Origin of the sequence: Thiothrix caldifontis (assembly GCF_900107695.1) — a bacterium.
Lineage (GTDB): Bacteria > Pseudomonadota > Gammaproteobacteria > Thiotrichales > Thiotrichaceae > Thiothrix > Thiothrix caldifontis.
In genome coordinates this window covers 1-21,579 of sequence record NZ_FNQP01000039.1, presented here as the reverse complement: position 1 = coordinate 21,579, position 21,579 = coordinate 1, and the positions used below count along the sequence as shown (strand labels likewise).

Annotated in this window: 16 protein-coding genes and 1 other RNA gene; 6 read left to right on the top strand and 11 right to left on the bottom strand. The window is 49.2% G+C overall.

Going from position 1 to position 21,579, the window contains the following annotated elements:
- The 11 genes from BLV87_RS18170 to ffs all read right to left on the bottom strand — a co-directional run.
- On the bottom strand, window positions 1-1,426 hold a 1,426-nt coding region (locus BLV87_RS18170; protein WP_175518061.1), incomplete at its 3' end, for an SdrD B-like domain-containing protein.
- Between the two features lie 126 nt (window positions 1,427-1,552).
- Window positions 1,553-2,773: a DUF11 domain-containing protein gene (locus BLV87_RS18165; protein ID WP_093070986.1), complete on the bottom strand. Its 1,221-nt coding sequence runs from the start codon at window positions 2,771-2,773 to the stop codon at window positions 1,553-1,555.
- A gap of 73 nt (window positions 2,774-2,846) precedes the next feature.
- Window positions 2,847-4,343 carry a DUF11 domain-containing protein gene (locus BLV87_RS18160; protein WP_093070985.1) on the bottom strand — a complete coding sequence of 499 codons (1,497 nt, stop codon included), beginning with the start codon at window positions 4,341-4,343 and terminating at the stop codon, window positions 2,847-2,849.
- A 43-nt stretch (window positions 4,344-4,386) separates the two neighbouring features.
- On the bottom strand, window positions 4,387-7,428 hold the full coding sequence (locus tag BLV87_RS18155; protein ID WP_093070983.1) for an SdrD B-like domain-containing protein: 3,042 nt from the start codon (window positions 7,426-7,428) through the stop codon (window positions 4,387-4,389).
- Between the two features lie 197 nt (window positions 7,429-7,625).
- Window positions 7,626-8,549 carry an SMP-30/gluconolactonase/LRE family protein gene (locus tag BLV87_RS18150; protein WP_093070981.1) on the bottom strand — a complete coding sequence of 308 codons (924 nt, stop codon included), beginning with the start codon at window positions 8,547-8,549 and terminating at the stop codon, window positions 7,626-7,628.
- Window positions 8,549-10,192 carry a hypothetical protein gene (locus tag BLV87_RS18145; protein ID WP_139282229.1) on the bottom strand — a complete coding sequence of 548 codons (1,644 nt, stop codon included), beginning with the start codon at window positions 10,190-10,192 and terminating at the stop codon, window positions 8,549-8,551. Before BLV87_RS18145 ends, BLV87_RS18150 begins: the two co-directional genes overlap by 1 nt.
- 174 nt (window positions 10,193-10,366) lie before the next feature.
- A complete protein-coding gene (locus BLV87_RS18140; RefSeq protein WP_093070978.1) occupies window positions 10,367-10,711 on the bottom strand; it encodes a histidine triad nucleotide-binding protein in 345 nt (114 codons plus the stop codon).
- On the bottom strand, window positions 10,711-11,307 hold the full coding sequence (recR, locus tag BLV87_RS18135; protein ID WP_093070977.1) for a recombination mediator RecR: 597 nt from the start codon (window positions 11,305-11,307) through the stop codon (window positions 10,711-10,713). The genes BLV87_RS18140 and recR overlap by 1 nt, the downstream gene beginning before the upstream one ends.
- A gap of 1 nt (window position 11,308) precedes the next feature.
- On the bottom strand, window positions 11,309-11,638 hold the full coding sequence (locus BLV87_RS18130) for a YbaB/EbfC family nucleoid-associated protein (RefSeq protein ID WP_425441584.1): 330 nt from the start codon (window positions 11,636-11,638) through the stop codon (window positions 11,309-11,311).
- Window positions 11,639-11,683: 45 nt separating this feature from the next.
- Window positions 11,684-13,318, bottom strand: coding sequence for a DNA polymerase III subunit gamma/tau (gene dnaX, locus BLV87_RS18125; protein ID WP_093070988.1), 1,635 nt, complete (start codon window positions 13,316-13,318; stop codon window positions 11,684-11,686).
- Between the two features lie 33 nt (window positions 13,319-13,351).
- Window positions 13,352-13,448: signal recognition particle sRNA small type (ffs, locus tag BLV87_RS18120), an RNA gene on the bottom strand.
- 179 nt (window positions 13,449-13,627) lie between these two features.
- On the opposite strand from ffs, the gene BLV87_RS18115 reads away from it, so the two are divergent.
- From BLV87_RS18115 to BLV87_RS18090, 6 genes are all read left to right on the top strand, one after another.
- Window positions 13,628-13,990 (top strand): response regulator, encoded by a 363-nt coding sequence (locus BLV87_RS18115; RefSeq protein WP_093070975.1) that lies wholly within the window; start codon window positions 13,628-13,630, stop codon window positions 13,988-13,990.
- 104 nt (window positions 13,991-14,094) lie between these two features.
- On the top strand, window positions 14,095-14,544 hold the full coding sequence (locus tag BLV87_RS20100) for a chemotaxis protein CheW (RefSeq protein ID WP_093070973.1): 450 nt from the start codon (window positions 14,095-14,097) through the stop codon (window positions 14,542-14,544).
- A gap of 35 nt (window positions 14,545-14,579) precedes the next feature.
- Window positions 14,580-15,851, top strand: coding sequence for an ABC transporter substrate-binding protein (locus BLV87_RS18105; RefSeq protein WP_093070972.1), 1,272 nt, complete (start codon window positions 14,580-14,582; stop codon window positions 15,849-15,851).
- A 15-nt stretch (window positions 15,852-15,866) separates the two neighbouring features.
- Window positions 15,867-17,696, top strand: coding sequence for a methyl-accepting chemotaxis protein (locus BLV87_RS18100; RefSeq protein WP_093070970.1), 1,830 nt, complete (start codon window positions 15,867-15,869; stop codon window positions 17,694-17,696).
- Window positions 17,697-17,699: 3 nt separating this feature from the next.
- Window positions 17,700-20,594, top strand: coding sequence for a hybrid sensor histidine kinase/response regulator (locus tag BLV87_RS18095; protein ID WP_093070969.1), 2,895 nt, complete (start codon window positions 17,700-17,702; stop codon window positions 20,592-20,594).
- Between the two features lie 16 nt (window positions 20,595-20,610).
- Window positions 20,611-21,444 (top strand): response regulator, encoded by an 834-nt coding sequence (locus BLV87_RS18090; protein ID WP_093070967.1) that lies wholly within the window; start codon window positions 20,611-20,613, stop codon window positions 21,442-21,444.
- The last annotated feature ends 135 nt before the right edge of the window (window positions 21,445-21,579 follow it).

Here is a 21,579-nt window from a genome sequence, read left to right as displayed (position 1 = left end):
CACTTAGCTCGCCGCCATTGTCATTACTGTCCCCACCCGTATTCGCATCGGCTTCTTTGCCATTCACGCCCGCTGTGTAACCTACCAGCTTGCCCATGCCTTTGAAGTTAGTGGCAGCCACACAGACCTGGTATTCACCGGCATTTAAACCGCTAAACAAATAGTAGCCACCAGAGGTCATGGTGCTCTCAATCACCGCACCGGTGGTATCACGTAACTCCAGTTTGATGCCGTTAAGCAAAGCTTCGCCTTCATCAAATTGACCATTGTCAGCGTTGGTTTTATCACCTGCTCCATCATCTACCCACACCATATTGCCAATGCTGTGAACAGGCTGGGTTGGCATGTAGAAACCACAGTCAACCGTCATATTGTCAGTCGTCAGGCTGAAGTCGCTGGTTTGCGTCTTACCATCCACTACTTGGCAGTTGCTATCCGTATTGGAAACATCGTCGTCTACATCCGTACCGCCTTGGGTCGGGAGATAACCTTCTGGCGTTTCAACACGAATCAGATACTGGCCTTCTGCCAAGTTACCAAAAACATAAGCACCGCCGCCATCAGTCGTGACAGCCGCTACCGGCTTACCATCCAAATCATTCACTGGGTTGCCATCTTTATCCAGCAAAGTGACTGTTGCACCTGCCAAACCGGTTTCATCGGCATCTTGCTGACCATTTTGATTAGCATCAATCCAGATTTTGTCACCAACAGAGACCGGCACTTTAGGAATCGCTGGCAGAATCGTGAGCTTATAATCCTCTACTTCACCATCAATGGCTTCTCCACCGATCCCGTCACCACCGGCTGTTGAACAGCGGAAACGGGTATAAGCCGTACCTTCCGCAGCAAACGCTGGGACATCCATCGTCAGGTTATTTAGCCCAGCAGTCAGTTGCTGATCAAGGAACACTTGTTCGCCCGCGCCACCCCAGCTACCGTCCTGATTCCAGTCAACCCAAGCATTTAATTTACAGTCGGCACTGGTTGTCACCTGCACCGTACTTTCGGTATCACCAACACGTAGTTCCGCGATAGCAACCCCATCTTCATCATCCTGCTTACCAAACGCATCTGTTTCACAGACGCCGTAAACAGGCTGACTTTCATCAGCGTCATCGGCACTGGCTTCCCCTTGCAATTCACCAGAATCGCCATCCACGCACTTCCCCAGATACACATTAGTACCAAGCTGGTGACGTGCTCCCCCATTAGCGAGTAATACAGGGAAAGTTTCCGGCGCATCACCGAAGTCGAACGGGATCGTCACTGCTGCACAAGATTCATTATTGTTAGTATTGCTATCGCTGCCACCGGTATCGGTGACTTGCGTACAGTTAGTGACAACTTCATTCGCATAGGCAGGCGGTAGAGTCGCGAATGCCCCAACCATGGAGATGCACAAGGAGAGCTTTATTATTTTCATCTATAGTGCCCTGATCAATTAAAATTTTGATAGATATTTTTTATGGATAACCAAAGAATAACGGCTTACCCGCCATTCGTCAGCAATAAGCCGCCGAATGGCACTATTTTATAGAAATGGCTTTACTTATTTCACAGTAACCGTGATTTGTAACGATTTACTGGCACCATTGCCCAAATCGCCAATCAGCCACTTTCCAGTAACAGGGTCATACTGACCAGCACTGTCATCACTGACATAGGTCAAACCTACCGGGAGTAAATCTTTTATTTCAACGCCACTAGCCGCATCTGGCCCGCTATTAGTCGCTATTAAAGTGTAAACCACTGTATCACCAGGCTTTACGCTGGATTTGCTCACACTTTTACTCAAATTAATATCCACTTTCGGCAGCTCTGCCACACAAAATGTGAATCCCGGAAAACGCACGGCGTGGTTATCACTTGACCCATTGGTAGCACCATTGGTATTAGACCACCAAGCATAAAGCTGCGGATTCGCTTGCTCATCATCCGCATCGTCTTTACCGTTAGAATAACTAACCGTAAAAGTATCAAAAGGTTGAGAGGTGTTGGCACTCACCGTTCCGATAGGGTCATCAGCACCTACATTGTAATTTTGATTAGTATCATAACGTGAACGTGCCACTGCCCCATCAATAATCAACCCACTGCCTTGATTAAATAAACTCACTGGTACAGCGATTCCGCTTTTAGCCGCCGAAAAACCCACTTCATCTTGATAAGAGTTACCCGGCGACTCTGTATTCACAAAATTATTATAGGTATATGTCAACCCCGCACTATCAATATCCCCAATGGTAAAATTATCCATGTAAGCAGGTTTAGAAAACGTAAAATCCAAATAAGCGGTTTGCTCATGATGCGAAGACATTAACACCCAAGTAAAAAAAGGTGTGCCAAAGACTTTATTGGTTCCGGTACTCACTTTCTGCGGATCACCGGAACAATCGGAATCCCAAGGATCATTGAGGCTACCATCCCCAGCCCAAGCATCTGTCGTTTCTCCTGTAGAGGGTTTACATGAACCCGCAGCATCATAGGGATGTTTACCGGAGTCACGCACATCAGGGTCGACATTGATATTATCCGGGTCACGCAGTTTCACCGTCACTGCAACAGAATCTGCTTGCCCTTGTGCATTCGTGTAATTGAAGTTATACGTATTTTCTACAGCGCCGTACAACCATTTTGCCCCAACACCACTAGCATTTTCCCAAGCAAATTGAACTGGGGCAGTATTGGCAGGGCAAGCAGCAAAAGCGTTGGGTGTTACGACAAACACAGTAAGTGCTATCGCAATGCTATCGCGTAAAGAAATTATCATTAGTATCAGTCCCCTCTAAAAACGTGCAGGGAAAATCTCCCCGCACGCCAAGCCTGTTAACACGCGAGTGTCATTACTTCACAGTCGCTGTGATTTTAAGCACTTTATTCGCGCCATTTGCCAAATCACCCACTGTCCACTGACCAGTTGCAGACACATAATTACCAGCACTATCATCACTGACGTAGGTCAAGGTGCTGGGTAACTGGTCAGTGACGGTTACACCTGTGGCATTGTCTGGCCCCTTGTTGGTTGCAGTCAGCACATAAATAACAGTATCGCCACGACGCACCGTCGTCACTGCAGCACCCGCTTCATCGGTAACGGTTTTAACCAGTTCGATGTCAACTTTCGGATCAACCGTAATGGTAATCTCAGCAATATCGTGGTCATCTTCATCACCATCGGTATTATCAATGACATCATCAACGATACCGGTTTCATTCGCTGAGTTAGTATCCGGCGTAGAGTCAACATCGGTTACTGCCGCACCAACACTATCCGTCACTGCACTAATTTCAGCCGCGTTTTGAATCGTGCCAGCCGTCGCATCGGTATTTACAGTGAAACTGATCTCAACCGTTGTTTTATCGCCTTTCGCCAATGCTGGAATCGGGGTATTTAACGTTGCAACACCGGCTGCTGCTGTCCAATTCGCATCCGCCAAAGTCAAACCGGTTGGAATGTAGTCAGTGACCGCAATATCTTTCGCATCAATATTGCCTTGGTTGGTAACTTCGATAGTAAACTTAACAGTGTCACCCGGCTTGACACTGGCTGCCTGCTCTGCTGCCAAGCGTTTAACCAAGGCCAAGTCGAAGACTGGTTGAGCCGTAAAGGTGACCTTGGTGTCTTCTACTTCACCATCGACCAGCGCACCCGTGGCTTTTGTACCGTCAATGGTATCGGTACTCAAGCGACAGCGTGCATACGTGCCGTCTTTCAATGTAGTGCTGGCATCTGCCGGAGCTGCTGGCATCACCACATCAATAATAGAACCGGCTGCACCAATCGCGACCGGCGCACCGCCGTACTCAGTCTCGTCAAACGTACCATTACCGTTGTAGTCGATCCAGCAACCCAAAGTAGCCGCTTTGTCGGTAGTATTGGTCGCAGTCACTTTCAAGGTTACTGCCTGACCATCAGTCAGTACAGGAACGCTGTAACCGTCTTCATCTGCACCGTCACCGTCAGCTTCAGGCGTTGGTTGACCGTCGGCTTCTTCATCCACCGTACCACCTAACATCAAACCTGGGACAATTTCGTGCTTGGCTGCTGTTGCGCCGTCCGTACCGTAAGAGGTGGGTGCATCACCTAAGTCGAAGATAGATTGCACGGTTAAAGGGGCGCAAGCTTCATCATCTTCCAATGTTCCACCAGTAAACGCAGTCAACAAATCTGCTTGACTGGCTTTGTTCGCTGGGGAAGAGTCGGTGTCTTGCTCAACGGTTGCGGATACTTGAGCACAGTTAGTGATCGTTGAATCCGCCCACGATTGATTAGCGGCCATCAACACGCCAATGGCACAAAAAGACATCAGCAAGGCTTTAGTATTGGTAAGTTTTCTCATTGTTATCACTCTCTTTGTTTAACTTGTTGTTTATTGTTGGTTGTTACTGAACCGTTACCGTAATTTTTAGGATTTTCGATTCATCTTTTGCAAGATCACCGACAGTCCACACGCCCGTCGTATCATCATAGACATCCGAACCGTACACCGTCTCCCCATCATCACTGACATAGGCAATGCCATCGGGCAGTTTGTCTGTGACGGTTACGCCGGTCGCTGCGATATCGCTTTCGTTGCTTACAGTCAGGGTATAAACCACGGTATCACCGCGCTTAGCCGTGGCAGGCGTGACATCTTTAGTAAGCTTTACATCGGTTGTTTGCGCTTGAACTTCTCCGGCATACAAACACATGGCATCAATCTTGATAAAATCCACACTGCCGCCGTATACCGAAACACGCACCGCATTTGCACCGGCGGGTTTCGCCCCCAGAATCAATTCCTGTTGTGCCAACTGAGCATCGCTATCAACATCATGTGTTACTGCCAGCGCTTGTGCCGTACCGATAACGGTTCCGCCCGGAGCAGTTAAATATTGGATAGAAACCGCTTGGTCACTCGGCTCATGTGAACCGGAATAGTATGATAGCTTGAGTGCCTGACCTTCCGGTACACTGCTGATGTCTGCATCCTGATAAAAGGTTTCAGGTGTCCATGTAAAAGCGAACTGCGAACCATGAGGCTTAGGGTTGACAGAAGAACTTGTTGAAATATTGTTTTCACCTGTCCAATTAGGTGCATTGTCACCTGCTGCACCTTGTTCAAAGCTACCATTGAGCAAAAAGTTCTCAACTGCCCCGACCGGACACCATGCATCGACTACCGGTGCAGCTTTGTAACCAATATCCAAGGTATGGTTGTTTTCACCGACATTGCCTACCGTAAACGCAATCTCGCCCACGCTAGTCGCATCAGAGTCACGTAAATCGGTGGTTGCTTGGTTATCGGTAACATTGTCAGCGTTTTGTTTAGTGATAATTAAACCATCAAGTGACGTTTGCCCAGCACTGTTAACCGTTACTTTGCAACTCTCTCCTGCACTCATAAAGGTGGCATTGCTCGCACTAGAGAACAGGAATTGCCCGCCATTAGCCGTCGTTACCGTAGCCGTATCAGCACCACAAGTTAGAACAACCTCAACACCATCAATACCTGCTTCATCTGCATCCTGAATACCGTCACCATCAGTGTCGTTCCACACACGGTTACCTACCTCGATAGGCGCGGGATCACACAATACCTCCAAATCACCAAGACCTACACCCTTGCTGGCTGTTGTAGGATCAGCATCCGTAGTGCGATACAGCTCAAAACCGTTGCGCGTGCGTTTACCGCTCTGGTTATTCAAAGTAATGACACCGCCCGTACCGTAGTTAGCCGCACCTGTTACCGGATCATACGTCACTGACATGACTTCACCCGTGTTGGGCACAACGCTCAAACCACCCACAATAATTTCAGGGTGTCCGGGGAAGTACGACAAACCCGTACCATCCGTATTACCGTCACCGTGGAAGAAGTCCCCCTCATAAAACTCACCCGCCTTGTCGAGTATGTCACCCCAACTCATCGGATAACCATCCGGGTCAGCCTGATTGATTGCAAGCCCACCGGCACTGCTACAACCCGCAACCGTACCTTCAATGCCCCATCCTGATGCCGTTTTACACGCTTTCAGAATATCGCCCGCAACATACAAGGAATACAGCGTCGTTCCGGTTGGCCCATAGTTTTTATGCCCGACTTGAAAACCCGTGCGATCCGTAAAACCCAAGATCATATTGCCATTGTCTTCAAACTCAATGTCACTCAGGACGGGTGATGGGTAACTGATATTACCGTCGGTACAGGTATCCGACAGGGTATCTGCCCACGGTTTCCACTTTGTTATGACTTTACATTTATCGTCATATTGGAACGGCGGTTCTCTGGGGTAATCCAATGGAAAAGTCAAGACTTGGGTAAACGCTGCGCCATCCAGCCGATAAACACTGGCTTTAAGGTTTGCAGCACCCGAATCATCCGCAAGATTGGCAGGATTCCCCGAAGCGCTACCATCACACGTGACACCCGCGTAAATTTTTCCTTGATGTTCACCTAATGCCCAAGGGCGGCTCTGACCGTTGCTGCAACTTGCATCCGGCAGGGCATACGAACCTTTTAGCGTTTTGCTGGCGACATCAATCGCGTAGACTTTTTTGTCATACACGTTCATCGCATACAGGGTTTTTTCATCGGCACTTAATTCGATGTCACCAATACCCACTTTCATGACATCCGTAAACGCCGATGCATCATTTTGTGGCGGTGCATCCACACCCCGCTCAGAATTGTCCTGATATTGTGGATTGGCAGAAACCGTACTCACGGCAATACCCAAATCATCCGTCAACTGCAACCAAGGCGTGGCATTGGGTACACCCGTGTTAGGGTCAACGGTATAAATGGCATCAAGCCCGCCGCTGCCCAACGGAATATGCCGCTTTAGCACGGCAGCGGCATACAATTGTTTCTGAGAGCGGCTGTAAGCGACGCCCCATAAGCTACCAATTACCGAAGATGTCGCAATATTGGTTTTATCCAGCTCACTTAACCCTTCATTATTGTAAGAAAAGCGTAAAACCTGATTATTGTCTGCGCCGCTGCGATAGAGCGGTGTCACCATTTGTGGGTTTGCTTGGCAAAAATTATCCGCATACGTCACCGCAAAATTCACATCGGCGGCATTTGCTGTCACAAACTGGGTTGTCGTACCTGTCGCTGAACTACCACTATTGGAGAATTCCGGCAGATTGCTAAATTCAATCCTCACTTTATTGCCAGTTGCAGTCGCGCCACTGTTAGGAAAAGTGTACGTTCCGTCAGCAGCAGTGGTAGCACTAGCTGTACTGCCTGTCGCATCCGTTGCCGTGACAATAACACCCGCAACACCGGTTTCCACCTGAGGAGAAGCCGTATCAAACGTGCCATTACCATTGAAATCGTGGAAAACTTTGCCGGAAATATCGGCCTGTACAACAGCGGCAGATAGCAGCAGCCCAACACCTGCATATCTCGCATAATAGGGGATTTTGTTACTTTTCATTATTCAGCTCATTGTTATTGTTAACTGGCTTAATTTTATCTGGGAAAGAATACCGTTCATCAAGCTTATGTGCTATTAATCCCCGAAGAACGGTAGGTCGCCATCAATATCGCAACATTCACCAACACAAACATATTAGTTATTTTTATAATAAACCCACCAACTCTAGCCTGAACAATGGCTGTATACCCAAGCCTTTATCCACCTGCTTCTGGTATCACGCCTGTAAACTGCCAGCGATCATCGCCTGCCTGATAACGGAACTGATACACCCGCTTATGCGGATTATTTTCTGCCAGTAAACGAAACCCAAACTCCAGCTCTTTGGCTTGCATCACATACTGCCCCTGCCGCTCGGCAAACTCGAACTTGCGCACACTGGTAGAATTCCCATCCGGCAACGTTACCAACGCAAACTCATGACGCATATCCTGCGTAAAATCCCCACTCGCATCCAGTGCCACCGAATACACATCCGACGACCGCGCTGACCCAAAATACAGCCGCTTGTGTTCCGCCCCATTGAACACTCCGACCCCAATCGCATCAGTCGCCTCCAACTGCGCCTTCACTTGCTGGCTGACAACGTCAATGCGGTAGATACGCCCGTGCGCCTGACGTGGCTCTGACCCTGCCAAGGAACTGGCGTACAAACTATCAGTATCGCAATCGTAAAACAGCCCCATCGTCCCGAACGGGTTAGATGACGACGGTGGAGCAACCGCTGGCAATTCGAGCCACAACGCCATTTCCCCACTCTTCGCATCAATCCGGTAAATACGGTTTTGCAAAGCGGGCGGATTATCCGCCAGACTGACTTCCGGTGTCGGTGCAACATAAATATTGCCGTCTTTATCACGGGTAAATGCCCCAACATGCCCGGCATCGTCCCACGTCGGATGCCGCCAGGTTTTACGGGTTTGCGGATTCAGCAAACGCAAGCCGGTGTAACCTCGCTGCTGGGTATCAATCGCCACCGTCTGCCCGACCCCGGTTTGACTGATGAACGCGGGCATCGCCTGACAAGCATTCGCCACGCCAGGCTTAAAACTGCCTATATCTGCTTTGCCACAAGCACTCAGCAAGGTACCAATCGCAATTGTTGCCAGTACCTTACGCATTACGAAGCTCCCTTCACTGGCGTAAACATCGGTCCTGACCAGCAAGGCCACACCTCAATATTCTGCACCCCAGCCTTCACCCGCGTATCCGCCCAGCAATACTCACTACCCGGATTACCGTCATTTTTCATCTGCGGCACATACCACAGCACCACATCCTTATCCTGCAACGACTCGGCAGGCTCAATGAACTGTTCCGGCCCCTGGCGATGATCGCTATTACAACACGAACCTAGCGTCACCGTGTCCTGTTCACCCTCTTCCGGCTTATACGCGCTGAAATAAGTAAACGCCTTGTCGCCGCGCCCGCCATCACCAAACTGCCCACGCCCAGGTTCGACGAAAAAGCCATCGCCATCCTTGCCCGTCACCTTGTACTGATAGCCCTCCGGGGTCAACTTGTTATCATCCTGCAAACGCCACTGCTCCTTGTCCCACGTTTGCCACTGTCTGCCATCCCATTCCGCCACCGACTGTTCCCCCCCCGTTTCCAGATCAATGCGCACGACCGGACGGTACATGCCATCCGTCCCACAACCACGCCCGAAATCAGCTTGTGCCACGCGGAAACGTCCATTCTTGTAAAATTCAAACCGTTGCACGTAACGGTAATTACACGGTGTCGGCCAAGGTGGCTGGCGGAAATCCTGCACCACTGCAAAACCCACTTCCTGCCCGTCTTGCACAATCGGCTCAACTTTAGGGCCGTTATACGCAATCACTACCGCCGCACTGAACAGCGGGCAACCAATCGCATCGCTATAGCCAAAGCCTTCGCGTGTCGAATAACTCACATGCCAATCCAGCAACTTGGCATTTTTCAACACCTGCTTGCTGTTGAATTTCACGTTGGAAAGCTGCAAACCATCCGACCCGGTGATGACATAATCCATGCTCCAACCATCTTGCGCCAACACATTCACTTTCTCACAAAAATTGCGGAAGGTCGTTTCGTTTTCCAGAATGCGCTCTGTCACCACAATTTTCGGGCCACTGCTGCCCAAATCCGTCCAACGCGACCCCACCAGCTTGCCGTCGGTCAAATCGACAATTGCCCATAGCGCATCATTTTCAAACACATAGGTCGGCGCAACGCACAGGTGATGCGAACGTTCACACATAGAATCCTGCAATGCAGTTTTAAATTCTTTCTTGTCAGGCTCGCGCTTGCGATCTTGCAAAACTGCCTGAATTTCTGGCGATTCCCCAGCAATTTTCGCCGCCAATTCCACCAGATGTTTCGGCAAGTCGGGCTGTGCGAAGCTTTGGCGACTTACACCCAAGACTTGCTGCTTGCCCACGTCTACAAACGCAATCGTCGACGCATTATGGAAATGACTATACATCTCCACCCGCCAACACTCAGTTTGTGCGCATGGCCCCACATTGCCGCCGTTAAAATCTCCCGGCAACGCCTTACGCACATTCATCACTTCATTGCGCAATGCTTCGCCAGTTTTTTGATCGCGGGTGAATTTAATGAATTCGGGGTGGGTAATTGCCAACTTCTGTGCGGCTTGCGCAGCAACATCCGGCAACTGCATGTTATCTAACTGCAAAATTGGTGGTTCGGCTTGCAATGCCGCTTGCACACGCTGGAAATACGCGGCAAGTTCAGGAATTTGCAACTGTTCGTCTAGCATTTTTGTAGCCAGTTGGCTCGTGTGTGCAAATTTATCAACTGTTGCTAAGGTGACAGATTGCGGTTTATCTTCCCCGCAACTTGCCAGAAACAGAGAAACAAGGCATAGCCCTATGCCCAATCGAATACCCATTATTCAGCCCCAAAATTATATCGTTATTCGGAGGTAGTATCCTTAACCCGGCGGCCAACTCAACGCTCGCCCTGCCAACAAATGCAAATGAATGTGGAACACGCTTTGCCCCGCATCCGCCCCACAATTCATTACCACGCGGTAGCCTTCATCTGCGTAACCCGCATCCGCTGCAATTTTCTTCGCCGCCAAATACAACTTGCCCACCAATGCGGCATCTTCTGGCTGAATATCATTGATCATCGCAATGTGTTTGCGCGGAATAATCAGCACATGCAGCGGCGCTTGCGGATTAATGTCGTAAAACGCGATGACATCCTCATCTTCATACGCCAGCTTCGCCGGAATTTCACCCGCGACAATGCGGCAAAATAAACAATTGCTCATTAGTATTTTCTCCGTCCTTCAAAGGCATGGGACAACGTGCCGCTATCAACATATTCCAACTCGCTACCCATCGGTACGCCATGCGCAATCCGTGAGGCGGGAATACCGCGTTTTGCTGCCAATTCACTGATGTAATGTGCGGTAACTTCACCCTCGACTGTTGGGTTAGTAGCGAGGATTAGCTCCTGCACTTCGCCTTCATCCAACCGTGCTTCTAGCACATCCAGCCCAATATCTTCGGGGCCGATACCATCCAACGGCGACAACCGCCCACCCAATACGAAATAGTAGCCGCGATAACCGGTCGCTTGTTCCACCGCCACCACGTCGGAGGGGTGTTCCACCACGCACAGCAATTGCGGTTGCCGTGCCGGATTCGCGCAAATGCGGCAGGTATCGTGTTCGGTAAGGGTGCGGCAACGCGAACAGTGCTTGATGTCACGCATCGCCCGCCCCATCACATCCGCCAGCCGTTCACCGCTGCGTCGGTCATTTTCCAGCAAATGGAACGCCATGCGCTGCGCGGTGCGTGAACCGATACCGGGCAGGCAACGCAACGCATCCACCAATTCTTTCAGCAGCGAGGATTCGCTCATCTTAGAATGGCATCTTGAAGCCGGGCGGCATCGGCATTCCCGCTGTTACGCCTGCCATGCGTTCCTTCGAGGCTTCTTCCAATTTATGCACAGCATCATTGAACGCGGCTGTTACCAAGTCTTCCACCATGTCTTTATCGTCTTCAAACAAGCTAGGGTCGATGGTGACACGCTTGCATTCGTGCTTGCCATTGATCACGACCGACACCAAACCGCCACCGGATTGCCCCGGCACTTCCATCGCCGCAATCTCTTCTTGCGCCTTTTGCATGTTTTCTTGCATTTTTTGCGCCTGCTTCATCAGGCCGCCAAGTCCGGCTTTACCCATCATGGTATGTGTATCCTCATTGTGTTCAATAGCTGGCAGTTTACTACACTAACTGGCATTTGTGCGCGGGCGGATGCTACCCGGTACGATAACGGCACCAAAAGCCTCTTGCAATTGCTGCACAAACGGGTCGTTGTTAATCGCTGCTTCGGCTGCCTTCTGCTGTTCCGCCGCTTCACGCAAGGCACGTTTTTCTGGTGTTTCTTCGGTCAGAGCACTGATTTTAATGTTCAGTTTGAGCGCACGCCCGTAATGTTTCGCCAATGCCGCTGCCAATTGTGCTTCGGCAGATTCACTTTGCAAGGTTGCACCACTTTCATCCAGCAACAGCGTAATCTGTTCATCGGTGGCGCTTTCCAGCAAACAATGTTGAGCTAGAGGCAACGCCATGCCGGAAAGGTTGAGTTGGGGGTAAATTGTGTGCCAATCGTTGCTGGAGGAAGAAATCCCCCCCGCCCCCCTTTTTTCAAAGGGGGGAATAAGAGATTGTGACAGCGGCTCATCTGTTCCCCCCTTTGAAAAAGGGGGGCTAGGGGGGATTTTCTCTTCAACTACAATTTTTTTTTTCTCAACCGGTGTCGAACGTAGTTGAGATTTGCCATCATCCAGCCGAAACGCCAGCATCCGTAACAGCAACATCTCAAACCCGCCACGCGGATCAGGCGCTAAAGGCAAATCGCGCCGCCCATACAATGCCATCTGGTAATACAATTGCACATCTGCCGGTGACAACAATTTTGCCATCTGCGCAATATCTGCATCCGCTTCATCGACTGGCACGACTTGCTGCATCGCTATGCTATGCAACAATGCAATAAAACCATCCGCTGCCGCCGTAAAATCGGTAGTGAGTTGCGCCATTTGCTCAACCATTGCCAACATCCGTGCCCCATCATCATCAGCAACAGCCTGTAACAAGGCGAGTAAATGCTCATGGGGCAACAAACCCAGCATATCCTGCACTTCGTCTTCACTCACCGCCCCACCACCGGCAACAATTGCCTGATCGGTCAAGCTCAGTGCATCGCGCATACTGCCATCTGCTGCCCGTGCCAATAACCGTAAAGCACTCTCGCTGAAGGGGATATTTTCCTGCTCCAACACATTTGCCAAATGCCCACTGATCATATCCACCGGCATTCGTTTCAGATTAAATTGCAGGCAGCGCGACAAAATGGTGACCGGCAATTTCTGTGGGTCAGTGGTTGCAAACAGGAATTTGACGTGCGGCGGTGGCTCTTCCAGCGTTTTCAACAGCGCATTGAAGCTGTGCCCTGAAAGCATGTGAACTTCGTCGATCAGGTAAATCTTGAAGCGCCCACGGGTCGGTGCGTATTGCACATTATCCAATAAATCGCGGGTATCTTCGACCTTGGTGCGAGAAGCCGCATCGACTTCGATCAAATCAACGTGACGGCCTTCTGCAATTTCACGACAACTGCGGCATTCCCCACACGGTTTGGCGGTAACACCCGTTTCGCAGTTGAGGCATTTGGCAAAGATTCGGGCAAGCGTCGTCTTCCCTACCCCACGAGTCCCGGTGAACAAATAAGCGTGATGCAGCCGTTGCTGACCATCATCACCTTCCAAGGCATTCATCAAAGCTCGCAATACGTGCGCCTGACCAACCATTTGCTGGAAGTCCTGAGGCCGCCATTTTCGTGCAAGTACTTGATAACTCATGAGGTATTCGTAGAATTTTAGAGTGGTGGCAGCCTGCACCAGCCACATCCCGGCACCCGAATCAGTAGCTGTTGCTGCTCCCTTCCGGGCCTGACAAGGTTCACTACTTATCGTCGCGGGAGAACCAATACAGGCCACCATTGCGAAGAACGCGGAATTATGACCGAATTGCACGCGAACAACAAGGCATTTACGCGAGAGCCAGTAATCGCCTCCCATTCATAGAAATTAGATTGCTTAAAGTGAACCGATTGACTATAAACGATACTGGCAGTTTTACCCCGTTGAGTGTACTAAGGAAGAGCACCCATGATGATTCGCAAGATACTGATTGCTGATGACTCCAATACTGAGCGTCTGAATCTTACCCACATCCTTGAATCTGCTGGTTATCAGGTCATTGCTGCGCAGTCCGGCAACGAAGCAAAAGCCTTAGCGGAATCACAACAACCTGACCTCATTTTGCTGGATATTATTATGGACGATGGTGATGGCTATCAGGCATGTCGTGCCATCAAGCGTAATCCTGCTACCCAATCGATTCCTGTCATCATGGTTTCTAGCAAATCCAATCCAGTGGATAAACAGTGGGCGCACAAACTAGGCGCTACTGACTACATCGTTAAACCGTATACTGAGGCTGAGGTGCTGGCACAAATCAAAAAACTGTGAATAGCAACCAAGATTAATGGTTCCAACAATAAAAAATAACTGGCGCGTGTCGAGCAAACAAGCTGGCAGGCGCGTTATCCAAAGAATAATAGAGGGACAGATAGGTGCAAACTTCATCTGACAAATTGATCAAAAATCGCTTCTGCTATTGCGTAGGGATACACACAATCCTGCTAGAAGCAGAGATCAGAGCAGAATTGTTGACTGGGCAGGCCATTTATCCGGTGCCATTTGCACCAGCATGGTGTGCGGGGTTAATCAGTTTGCGTGGTGATTTACACCCTATCATTAATATGCATCACGTTGTACAAGGCCAATCCTTCCACAATTTGCCGCAATTACTGTTAATAAAACACCCGAATTTTTCACCTATTGCACTAACCTGCGATGGTTACCCACGTCAGCTAAAGTTATCCCCCACAGACCTAATCCCATACACCGATGACAACTTACCGAGCTGGATTCCGCATAGTCTGCATCATCAAGGTAAACCATTATTAGTCGCTGACCATGGAAAATTATTGCGTTACATACAACGCACACAAGGAAGTTAAACCATTAAACTCAACCCGGAGGAGTGTACTGAAATATGAAAAACAACAATAAATATCGACTCATAACGGCAAGTATTTTGAGCTTGCTATTGAGCGCCCCAAATACTATTCACGCAGAAGATGGTGTAAGTGCAAATGAGATTCTCATTGGTGGGGTGATGGATTTGGAAGGGCGCTCTAGCGGCTTAGGACTTGGCATGAAAGCAGGCATTGAAGCTGCTATCAATAATCAAACTATTGCAGGCCACTCTCTCAAGTTTCTAGCAGAAAATGACTCATATACCCCAGATAAAGCGGTGGAAGCGACCCAAAAGCTCATTGAACAAAAAGTCTTATTATTTGCTGGCAATGTTGGCACACCGACTGCCCACAAAGTGTTGCCTATTCTAGAGCAGCAAAAAATACCCGCAGTGGGATTCTTTACAGGTGCTGGTTTATTACGCCCTGGCAAAGGCGACATCATCAATTTCCGTGCAAGTTACGTACAGGAAACTAAAGCAGTCATCGACGCTGCCTTGAAAAACGGAATCCAACCCACTGAAGTATGCGCTTATGTACAAAACGATACGTATGGCATGGCAGGTGTCCAAGGTATTATGGATGCGCTACAAGGTAAAGAGAGTGCCACAAACGTCGTTGCAGCACTTGAAAAAGTCTTAAAACTACAAGGCGATAACATTCCCCGCAACGGCATCGCTCCTGTTGGCGTCTATACCCGTAATACCTTCATCGCCCGTGACGGCTACAGATCACTAAAAGAATGGGAAATCAATCACGACACCCATTGTAAACTAATTGTCACTGTTGGCACTTACGAAGCTATCGCTCGTTTCATCGCCTACGCCGAAAGTAAAGCTGAACCATGGATTTTTAGCGCAGTATCCTTCACTGGCGCAGATGATTTTCGTAAAACCTTAAATAAATTTTCTATTAAGGAACGGGTAATCATGACTCAAGTTGTACCGCCACCCGACAGTGAGTTACCCATTGTGCAAGAAGCACGCACTGCATTAGGTAAAGATTACGGTTATGTCTCGCAAGAAGGTTATATTGTTGGCAAACTACTCTTACATGGGCTACGCCAACTAGAAACGGAGGGTAAACCTATTACCCGTGCGAACCTGTTAACTACCTTCAAAGGCCAACAATTTGACCTCGGTGGGTTGAATATGGATTTCACCCATGATAATCAAGGCTCCGACCTCGTGGTCATGACCCAATATGTAAACGACAAATGGCTAGCCATGCAAGATTCCGCTTGGCGTGACTGGCTTGACCAACAACAAAAAACACCAACAACAGACTAAGCAAGGGAGATAACTATGGCAACTCAGGCGACGAAACGTGCCACTTTCCTCAGCAACCTCTCGGTTGCTCGCCGCATTTATGCGCTCATTCTTGTGCCACTCGCCATCCTGTTCATCACAGGTATTTTTGCGATTATCGCCCTCAACCAAAACCGTTTGGCATTGGAAGATGTAAATAACCGTGTCATTGCCATCGACAAAGGTAATAAAGTGATTCGTCGGATGCAACGTGATTACATCGCCTTACTCCATGAAGTACAAATTGGTAGTCGTACTTGGGAAGATGGACTCAAAACCTTAACCAAACTGGAGTCGGATCTTAATACCAGCATCCTCCCCAGTTATAAAGCGGCAAAAACTAGCCAAGCAGAAGACCCACAGACGCTCACAGCTTTCAAAGAAGTCGATAATTTATTTGGTGTCATAAAAGAAGCAAAGGAACTCCTGCAAACAGAAGACCGTGGCAAACTCGAACTTTACCTACAAAATGACTTAAACGCCGACACGAAACCCTTACGCGACAGTATTCATCAAGAAGTGGAACGTGACATCCAGCAAGCAGAAGAAGCGTTTGTTGGCGCACAAAAAAATGTTGGCTCCTTCCTTATTACCAGTATTGCTTTGATTTTGTTAGGTACGCTGATTGCCGCTGCATTAGGCTTCTTCATTTACAAGTCGATTGCTGACTCTATTGACCGCCTCATCGGTACCATGAGAAAAATTGCGGAAGGTGATTTACAGGCTCGCGTGGAACTCGAAGGCAAAAATGAATTAGCCGAACTCGGACAAAACTTCGACCAAATGATCGAGGACCGCATCACCACCCAAGCGCGTATCGACCAAGAAAACCAACAACTTAACCAATCAGTGGGCGCATTGCTGAATGCGGTATTCGACTTAAGCGAACGTGACTTAACTGTTCGCGCTAAAGTCACTGAAGACGCAACAGGCCCTCTGGCGGATGCGATTAACCAGCTTGCCGAAGATACTGCCGACGTCCTTAAGCAAGTACGCGATGTCGCCACTTCCGTTGAAACCACTTCACAGGATGTTAACCACTACGCCCTGACGGTCAATAAACTCGCGCAATTGGAACAATCTGAAGCGGAAGAAACCACCGCGCAATTGGGCAATATCTTACAACGTTTGGATAGCATTGCCGCTTTTGCGCAGCACGCCAATCAGGTTGCGGACACCACCTCCAGCACCACCCGTCACGCGCAGCAAGCGGTATCGCGCAGTATGGAAAACATCACCAATATCCGTGATACCGTACAAGAAACCGGCAAGCGCTTGAAGCGCCTCGGTGAACGTTCCCAAGAAATCAGCCAGATCATCGACTTCATCAACAACCTCTCCGAACGCACCACCGTACTCGCACTCAACGCCAGTATGCAAGCCACGGCTGCCGGTGATGCAGGGCGCGGGTTCTCAATGATCGCCGAAGAAATCCAACGTTTGGCGGAAAGCTCGCGTGATTCCACCAACCAGATTTCCACTTTGGTACGCAACATCCAGCAAGAAGCCAACACCACCATCGCCACGATGGATAACACCATCGCCCAAGTGGTCAACGGCTCAACACTGGCCAGCGAAGCCGCGCAGCAAATGCAAGCCACGCTCGAAGCCACCAACCAACTGGTCGCTTCGGTTGAAAAAATTGCCGAATCCTCAGCCGAACAAGTTGCTATCAGTAAATCGTTGCAAACCCGTGCCGAACGCATCGTGGAAGCCACACAATCTACCGGTAAAGAATTGCTGTCCCTCACCGGATTGACCAAAAACATGGCGGAATACGGGCAACGTCTGGTGAAATCGGTTAACGTTTTCAAACTGGATGCGTAAGCCATGGATGATGTCAGCGCCTTTGCCGAAGTACTAGAAGATGTTGCCCTACAACTCTCCAGCCTCAACCCGCTTGCGGAAGAGCCAGAAGAAATTACGGCGACTGCTGCCGCCGTAGTTGCAGAATACCAACGCCTGTCTGAAACTGCCCATCAGTACAGCATGGCTGGTGTGGCACAAACTGCAGAGTGGATACACGACCTGCTACTCAGCTATCAGGAGATGTTACCGGAAGCCATCCTCGAATTGCTGCAAGGCGGGCAATTGTTCGGTTGGATCGAACTCGCTGCTTTTGCACTGCGCGAACCAGAAGACCACTCCCATTTGCCTGCGATTGCCGCAGAATTAATGAATGAAGCCTGGCCAGAACCGCCCACGCCGGATATTTTGGAAAACTTGCTGGTTAACCTGCGCGTTAATACCCTGCAACCAGCACCTGTTGAAGAAAACACCGTCGCAACAATTGAAGCCATTGATTCAGCAACACAAAATAACGCCGTCGCACAAAACCCATTGGCTTGGGATGCTGACATTCATCCCGAACTATTGGAAGCCTACTTACAAGAAACGCCGGGGCAAATCGCCGAAGCCGCCCGTTTGATTCACCTGATTTCCCAAGGTGATAACACCCCAGAACAAAAACGCCATGCAGCACGTCTGGCGCATACGGTCAAAGGTGCTAGTGGAGTCGTCGGTGTCAAGGCGATTGCTGCCTTTACTCACCGACTGGAAGATATTCTCGAACTCGACATCAACCCGCATTTGCCCCATGGTTTAGGCGCAACTTTAGCCGCGTGCGCTGACTGCCTCGAAACTCTGTTCGACCATTTGCAAGAACACAAACCGCTACCGGACGAATACCACAGTTTACTGGCGGAGATGGATGCTTGGGAATTACGCCTTGCTGAAGCAATACCAGCAGAAGCCGCCGAGCCTGATATTTCCGAACTATTGCCAGTAACACCGCTGATTCTGCCCGACTTCATCACCCAGTCGGGTTTAACCACCGATGATGAAACCAGCACAAACAACACGCCCAATGCTGAAGTGCCACGCAGCAGTGCCACCCATTTGAGTGTTCCGCTGGAAACCGTACAACGCTTGCTCAACTTGGCGGGGGAATTAATCACCTCCACCAGTCAAATTGCCGAACAAGCACAACACACGTTAGCGTTTGGCAAACAACTCCAACAGCAAGACGAACGCATTCGCCAGATGCTAGAAGAACTCAGTGAAACCATCGACCAGCAATCCAGCAATTTGCATTCGCCATCCACCTATCAGTCTTTTGCAACCTTGAGTCAGGCAGATGGTTTTGACCAATTGGAATTAGAAGCTTATAACGATTTACACAGCACCTCTAATTTACTAACCGAATCCATTGCCGATAACCGTGAATTAACCCGCAATCTACAACAGCAAATTCGCCAAATTTCCGAGCAGATTTATCAGCAACAACGCCTTCAACGGCAACTCAGTGAAACTATTTTGCGCACCCGTCTCATTCCGGTGCAATCCATTGTCACACGCTTAGAACGCACCGTGCGGGAAACTTGCCGCCGCACCGACAAGCAAGCCAACATCAGTATCATTGGTCAAAACTTGCAAGTGGATACCGACATCTTGCAAGGGCTAAATGCCCCCCTCTTGCACATGTTGCGCAACGCAGTTGACCACGGTATCGAAACACCCGAAGCACGCCAAGCCGCTGGCAAATCACCAGAAGGTCAAATTGAGCTACGTTTTGATCAAAAAGGCAACCAGATTCACCTCACCGTGACCGATGATGGACAAGGCTTAAACCTTGAGCAAATTCGAGCGCGGGCTATTGAACGTGGCATAATTAAACCTGATAGCAAACTCAGCGAAGCCGACACTTTACGCCTGATTCTACAACCGGGCTTCACTACCCGCGATCAAGTCAGCGATATTTCAGGGCGCGGTGTGGGAATGGATGTGGTGCAAACTACCGTCGAAGACTTGCAAGGCTTGCTACATATCAGCAGCCAAATGGGGCAAGGCACTACCATTCACATCCAAGTCCCACTGACTCTGATTGCCACTAATGCTTTATTAGTACGCGCAGGTAGCAATTTAGTCGCCATTCCCAGCAATACCATCCAGCAATTGCTATATATCACCACCGATCAATACCAATTTGAGGGTGAAAACTGGTTTATTCAACATCAAGAGCAATCGTTGGAAGTGCTGCAACTAGCCCAGTTGCTCGGCTGGCAAGCATCAGCACCTGACTTACGCAAAGGCCATTCACTCTTGATCATTGCCAGTGAGCAGAAAAGTTATGCATTGTATGTCGATGAAATCCAACAGCCACGCGACATTGTAGTTAAAAGTCTCGCACCTTGGCTCAACTTAGCTCAAGGCGTCAGCGGTGCATGTATCCTCGCCAATGGCGCAGTTGCGCCGGTATTAGACGTATTGCGGATTTTGCGTCATCTGGAAAATGGTCAGATTACCTTAAAAAGCAATCAAACGCTCAATACCAACAAAACGGCACAACGTGCCCATATTCTCATCGTTGATGATTCACTCAGCAACCGTAAATCGCTTAGCCTCATGGTTGAACAAATGGGGCATCAAGCCATGACCGCTGTTGATGGCCTCGAAGCATTGCAACAATTGCATGAACATGCAATAGAACTGGTGTTAACCGACTTAGAAATGCCGCGCATGAATGGCTTAGAAATGACGCAAGCCATCCGTATCTGGCCAGAAAAACGCCACTTGCCAATTGTTATGATCACCTCGCGAGGCACACAAAAGCACCGCAAGATGGCGCAACAAGCGGGAGTCGACGCTTACCTCACTAAACCGGTGGACTACGACACCCTCAACAAACAATTACAGCGCTGGCTGCAAACGCAACTTGCAGCCTGATAAAGAGAGAAACCCTATGCTTATCACAACAAAAGAAACAATTGGCATTTGTTTATTCGAGCTTCCCGAAAAAGATCATGCCGTCATTCAACGTGTTATTGCGTTCGGCGCATCACAAGGCAAACACTACAGCTTGCAATCCGATGTCACATGTTCTGAAATTATAATCACACTGAATGAAGCCGAACTACCTAATAATACCGCCGTACATATCCGTATTGGTGACTCCGATCTGCCATATGACATTTTATTGCAACGCCCACTGTTAGTGACCCGTGTTATGCGGGCTATTGACGATGCCGCACAATTACTCAAATCACGCCTTGTCATTACAGCAGAGAATCCAGACATCACCACAGAATCATCTTCCAAACTTAGCACAACAACAGAACTAGGAATAGTCGTACAGGAAATACCTGTTCCAGCGGTTGTGCCAGAAAATGGGACTGAATCAGCAGAAACTTACCGTTATACCGCACTCGTCGTTGATGATAGTGCAGCCATTCGTAAACAATTAGAAATAGAGCTACGTCACGCCAATATTTCAGCAGAATTTGCTGAAACCGGTGAAGAAGCTTTGGAAAAGTCAGCACATAAGCAATATGACTTGGTATTCTTGGATGTCATTATGCCCGGTATTGATGGCTACGAAGTCTGCCGCAAAATGCGCTCTAGCAAAGCCATGAAAAAAACCCCAATCATCATGCTAAGTGGCAAAACCTCACCACTGGATGAAGTTCAGGGGGTTATTGCTGGTGCATCCACATATTTGACCAAACCCGTTCAACATGAACAGTTTCAACAAACATTGAAACGAGTATCTAAATGGCTTACAAACTTTGCCCGCTGATGCGGGCATTTTTTATGGTGTTGTATTTTCACAAATACACAGGCATAAAAAAAGCCCCGGAACGGAAACCGTTAACGGGGCTTTTAGGATTGATGCTTGGCGTTGACCTACTCTCACATGGGGAGACCCCACACT

Bases quoted from the DNA above. Each gene is read 5' to 3' on its own strand.
- BLV87_RS18165 (WP_093070986.1), bottom strand. From the start codon at position 2,773: ATGATAATTTCTTTACGCGATAGCATTGCGATAGCACTTACTGTGTTT.
- BLV87_RS18150 (WP_093070981.1), bottom strand. From the start codon at position 8,549: ATGCGTAAGGTACTGGCAACAATTGCGATTGGTACCTTGCTGAGTGCT.
- recR (WP_093070977.1), bottom strand. From the start codon at position 11,307: ATGAGCGAATCCTCGCTGCTGAAAGAATTGGTGGATGCGTTGCGTTGC.
- BLV87_RS18145 (WP_139282229.1), bottom strand. From the start codon at position 10,192: ATGCTAGACGAACAGTTGCAAATTCCTGAACTTGCCGCGTATTTCCAG.
- dnaX (WP_093070988.1), bottom strand. From the start codon at position 13,318: ATGAGTTATCAAGTACTTGCACGAAAATGGCGGCCTCAGGACTTCCAG.
- BLV87_RS18140 (WP_093070978.1), bottom strand. From the start codon at position 10,711: ATGAGCAATTGTTTATTTTGCCGCATTGTCGCGGGTGAAATTCCGGCG.
- BLV87_RS18130 (WP_425441584.1), bottom strand. From the start codon at position 11,638: ATGATGGGTAAAGCCGGACTTGGCGGCCTGATGAAGCAGGCGCAAAAA.
- BLV87_RS18115 (WP_093070975.1), top strand. From the start codon at position 13,628: ATGATGATTCGCAAGATACTGATTGCTGATGACTCCAATACTGAGCGT.
- BLV87_RS18105 (WP_093070972.1), top strand. From the start codon at position 14,580: ATGAAAAACAACAATAAATATCGACTCATAACGGCAAGTATTTTGAGC.
- BLV87_RS18155 (WP_093070983.1), bottom strand. From the start codon at position 7,428: ATGAAAAGTAACAAAATCCCCTATTATGCGAGATATGCAGGTGTTGGG.
- BLV87_RS18095 (WP_093070969.1), top strand. From the start codon at position 17,700: ATGGATGATGTCAGCGCCTTTGCCGAAGTACTAGAAGATGTTGCCCTA.
- BLV87_RS18100 (WP_093070970.1), top strand. From the start codon at position 15,867: ATGGCAACTCAGGCGACGAAACGTGCCACTTTCCTCAGCAACCTCTCG.
- BLV87_RS18160 (WP_093070985.1), bottom strand. From the start codon at position 4,343: ATGAGAAAACTTACCAATACTAAAGCCTTGCTGATGTCTTTTTGTGCC.
- BLV87_RS18090 (WP_093070967.1), top strand. From the start codon at position 20,611: ATGCTTATCACAACAAAAGAAACAATTGGCATTTGTTTATTCGAGCTT.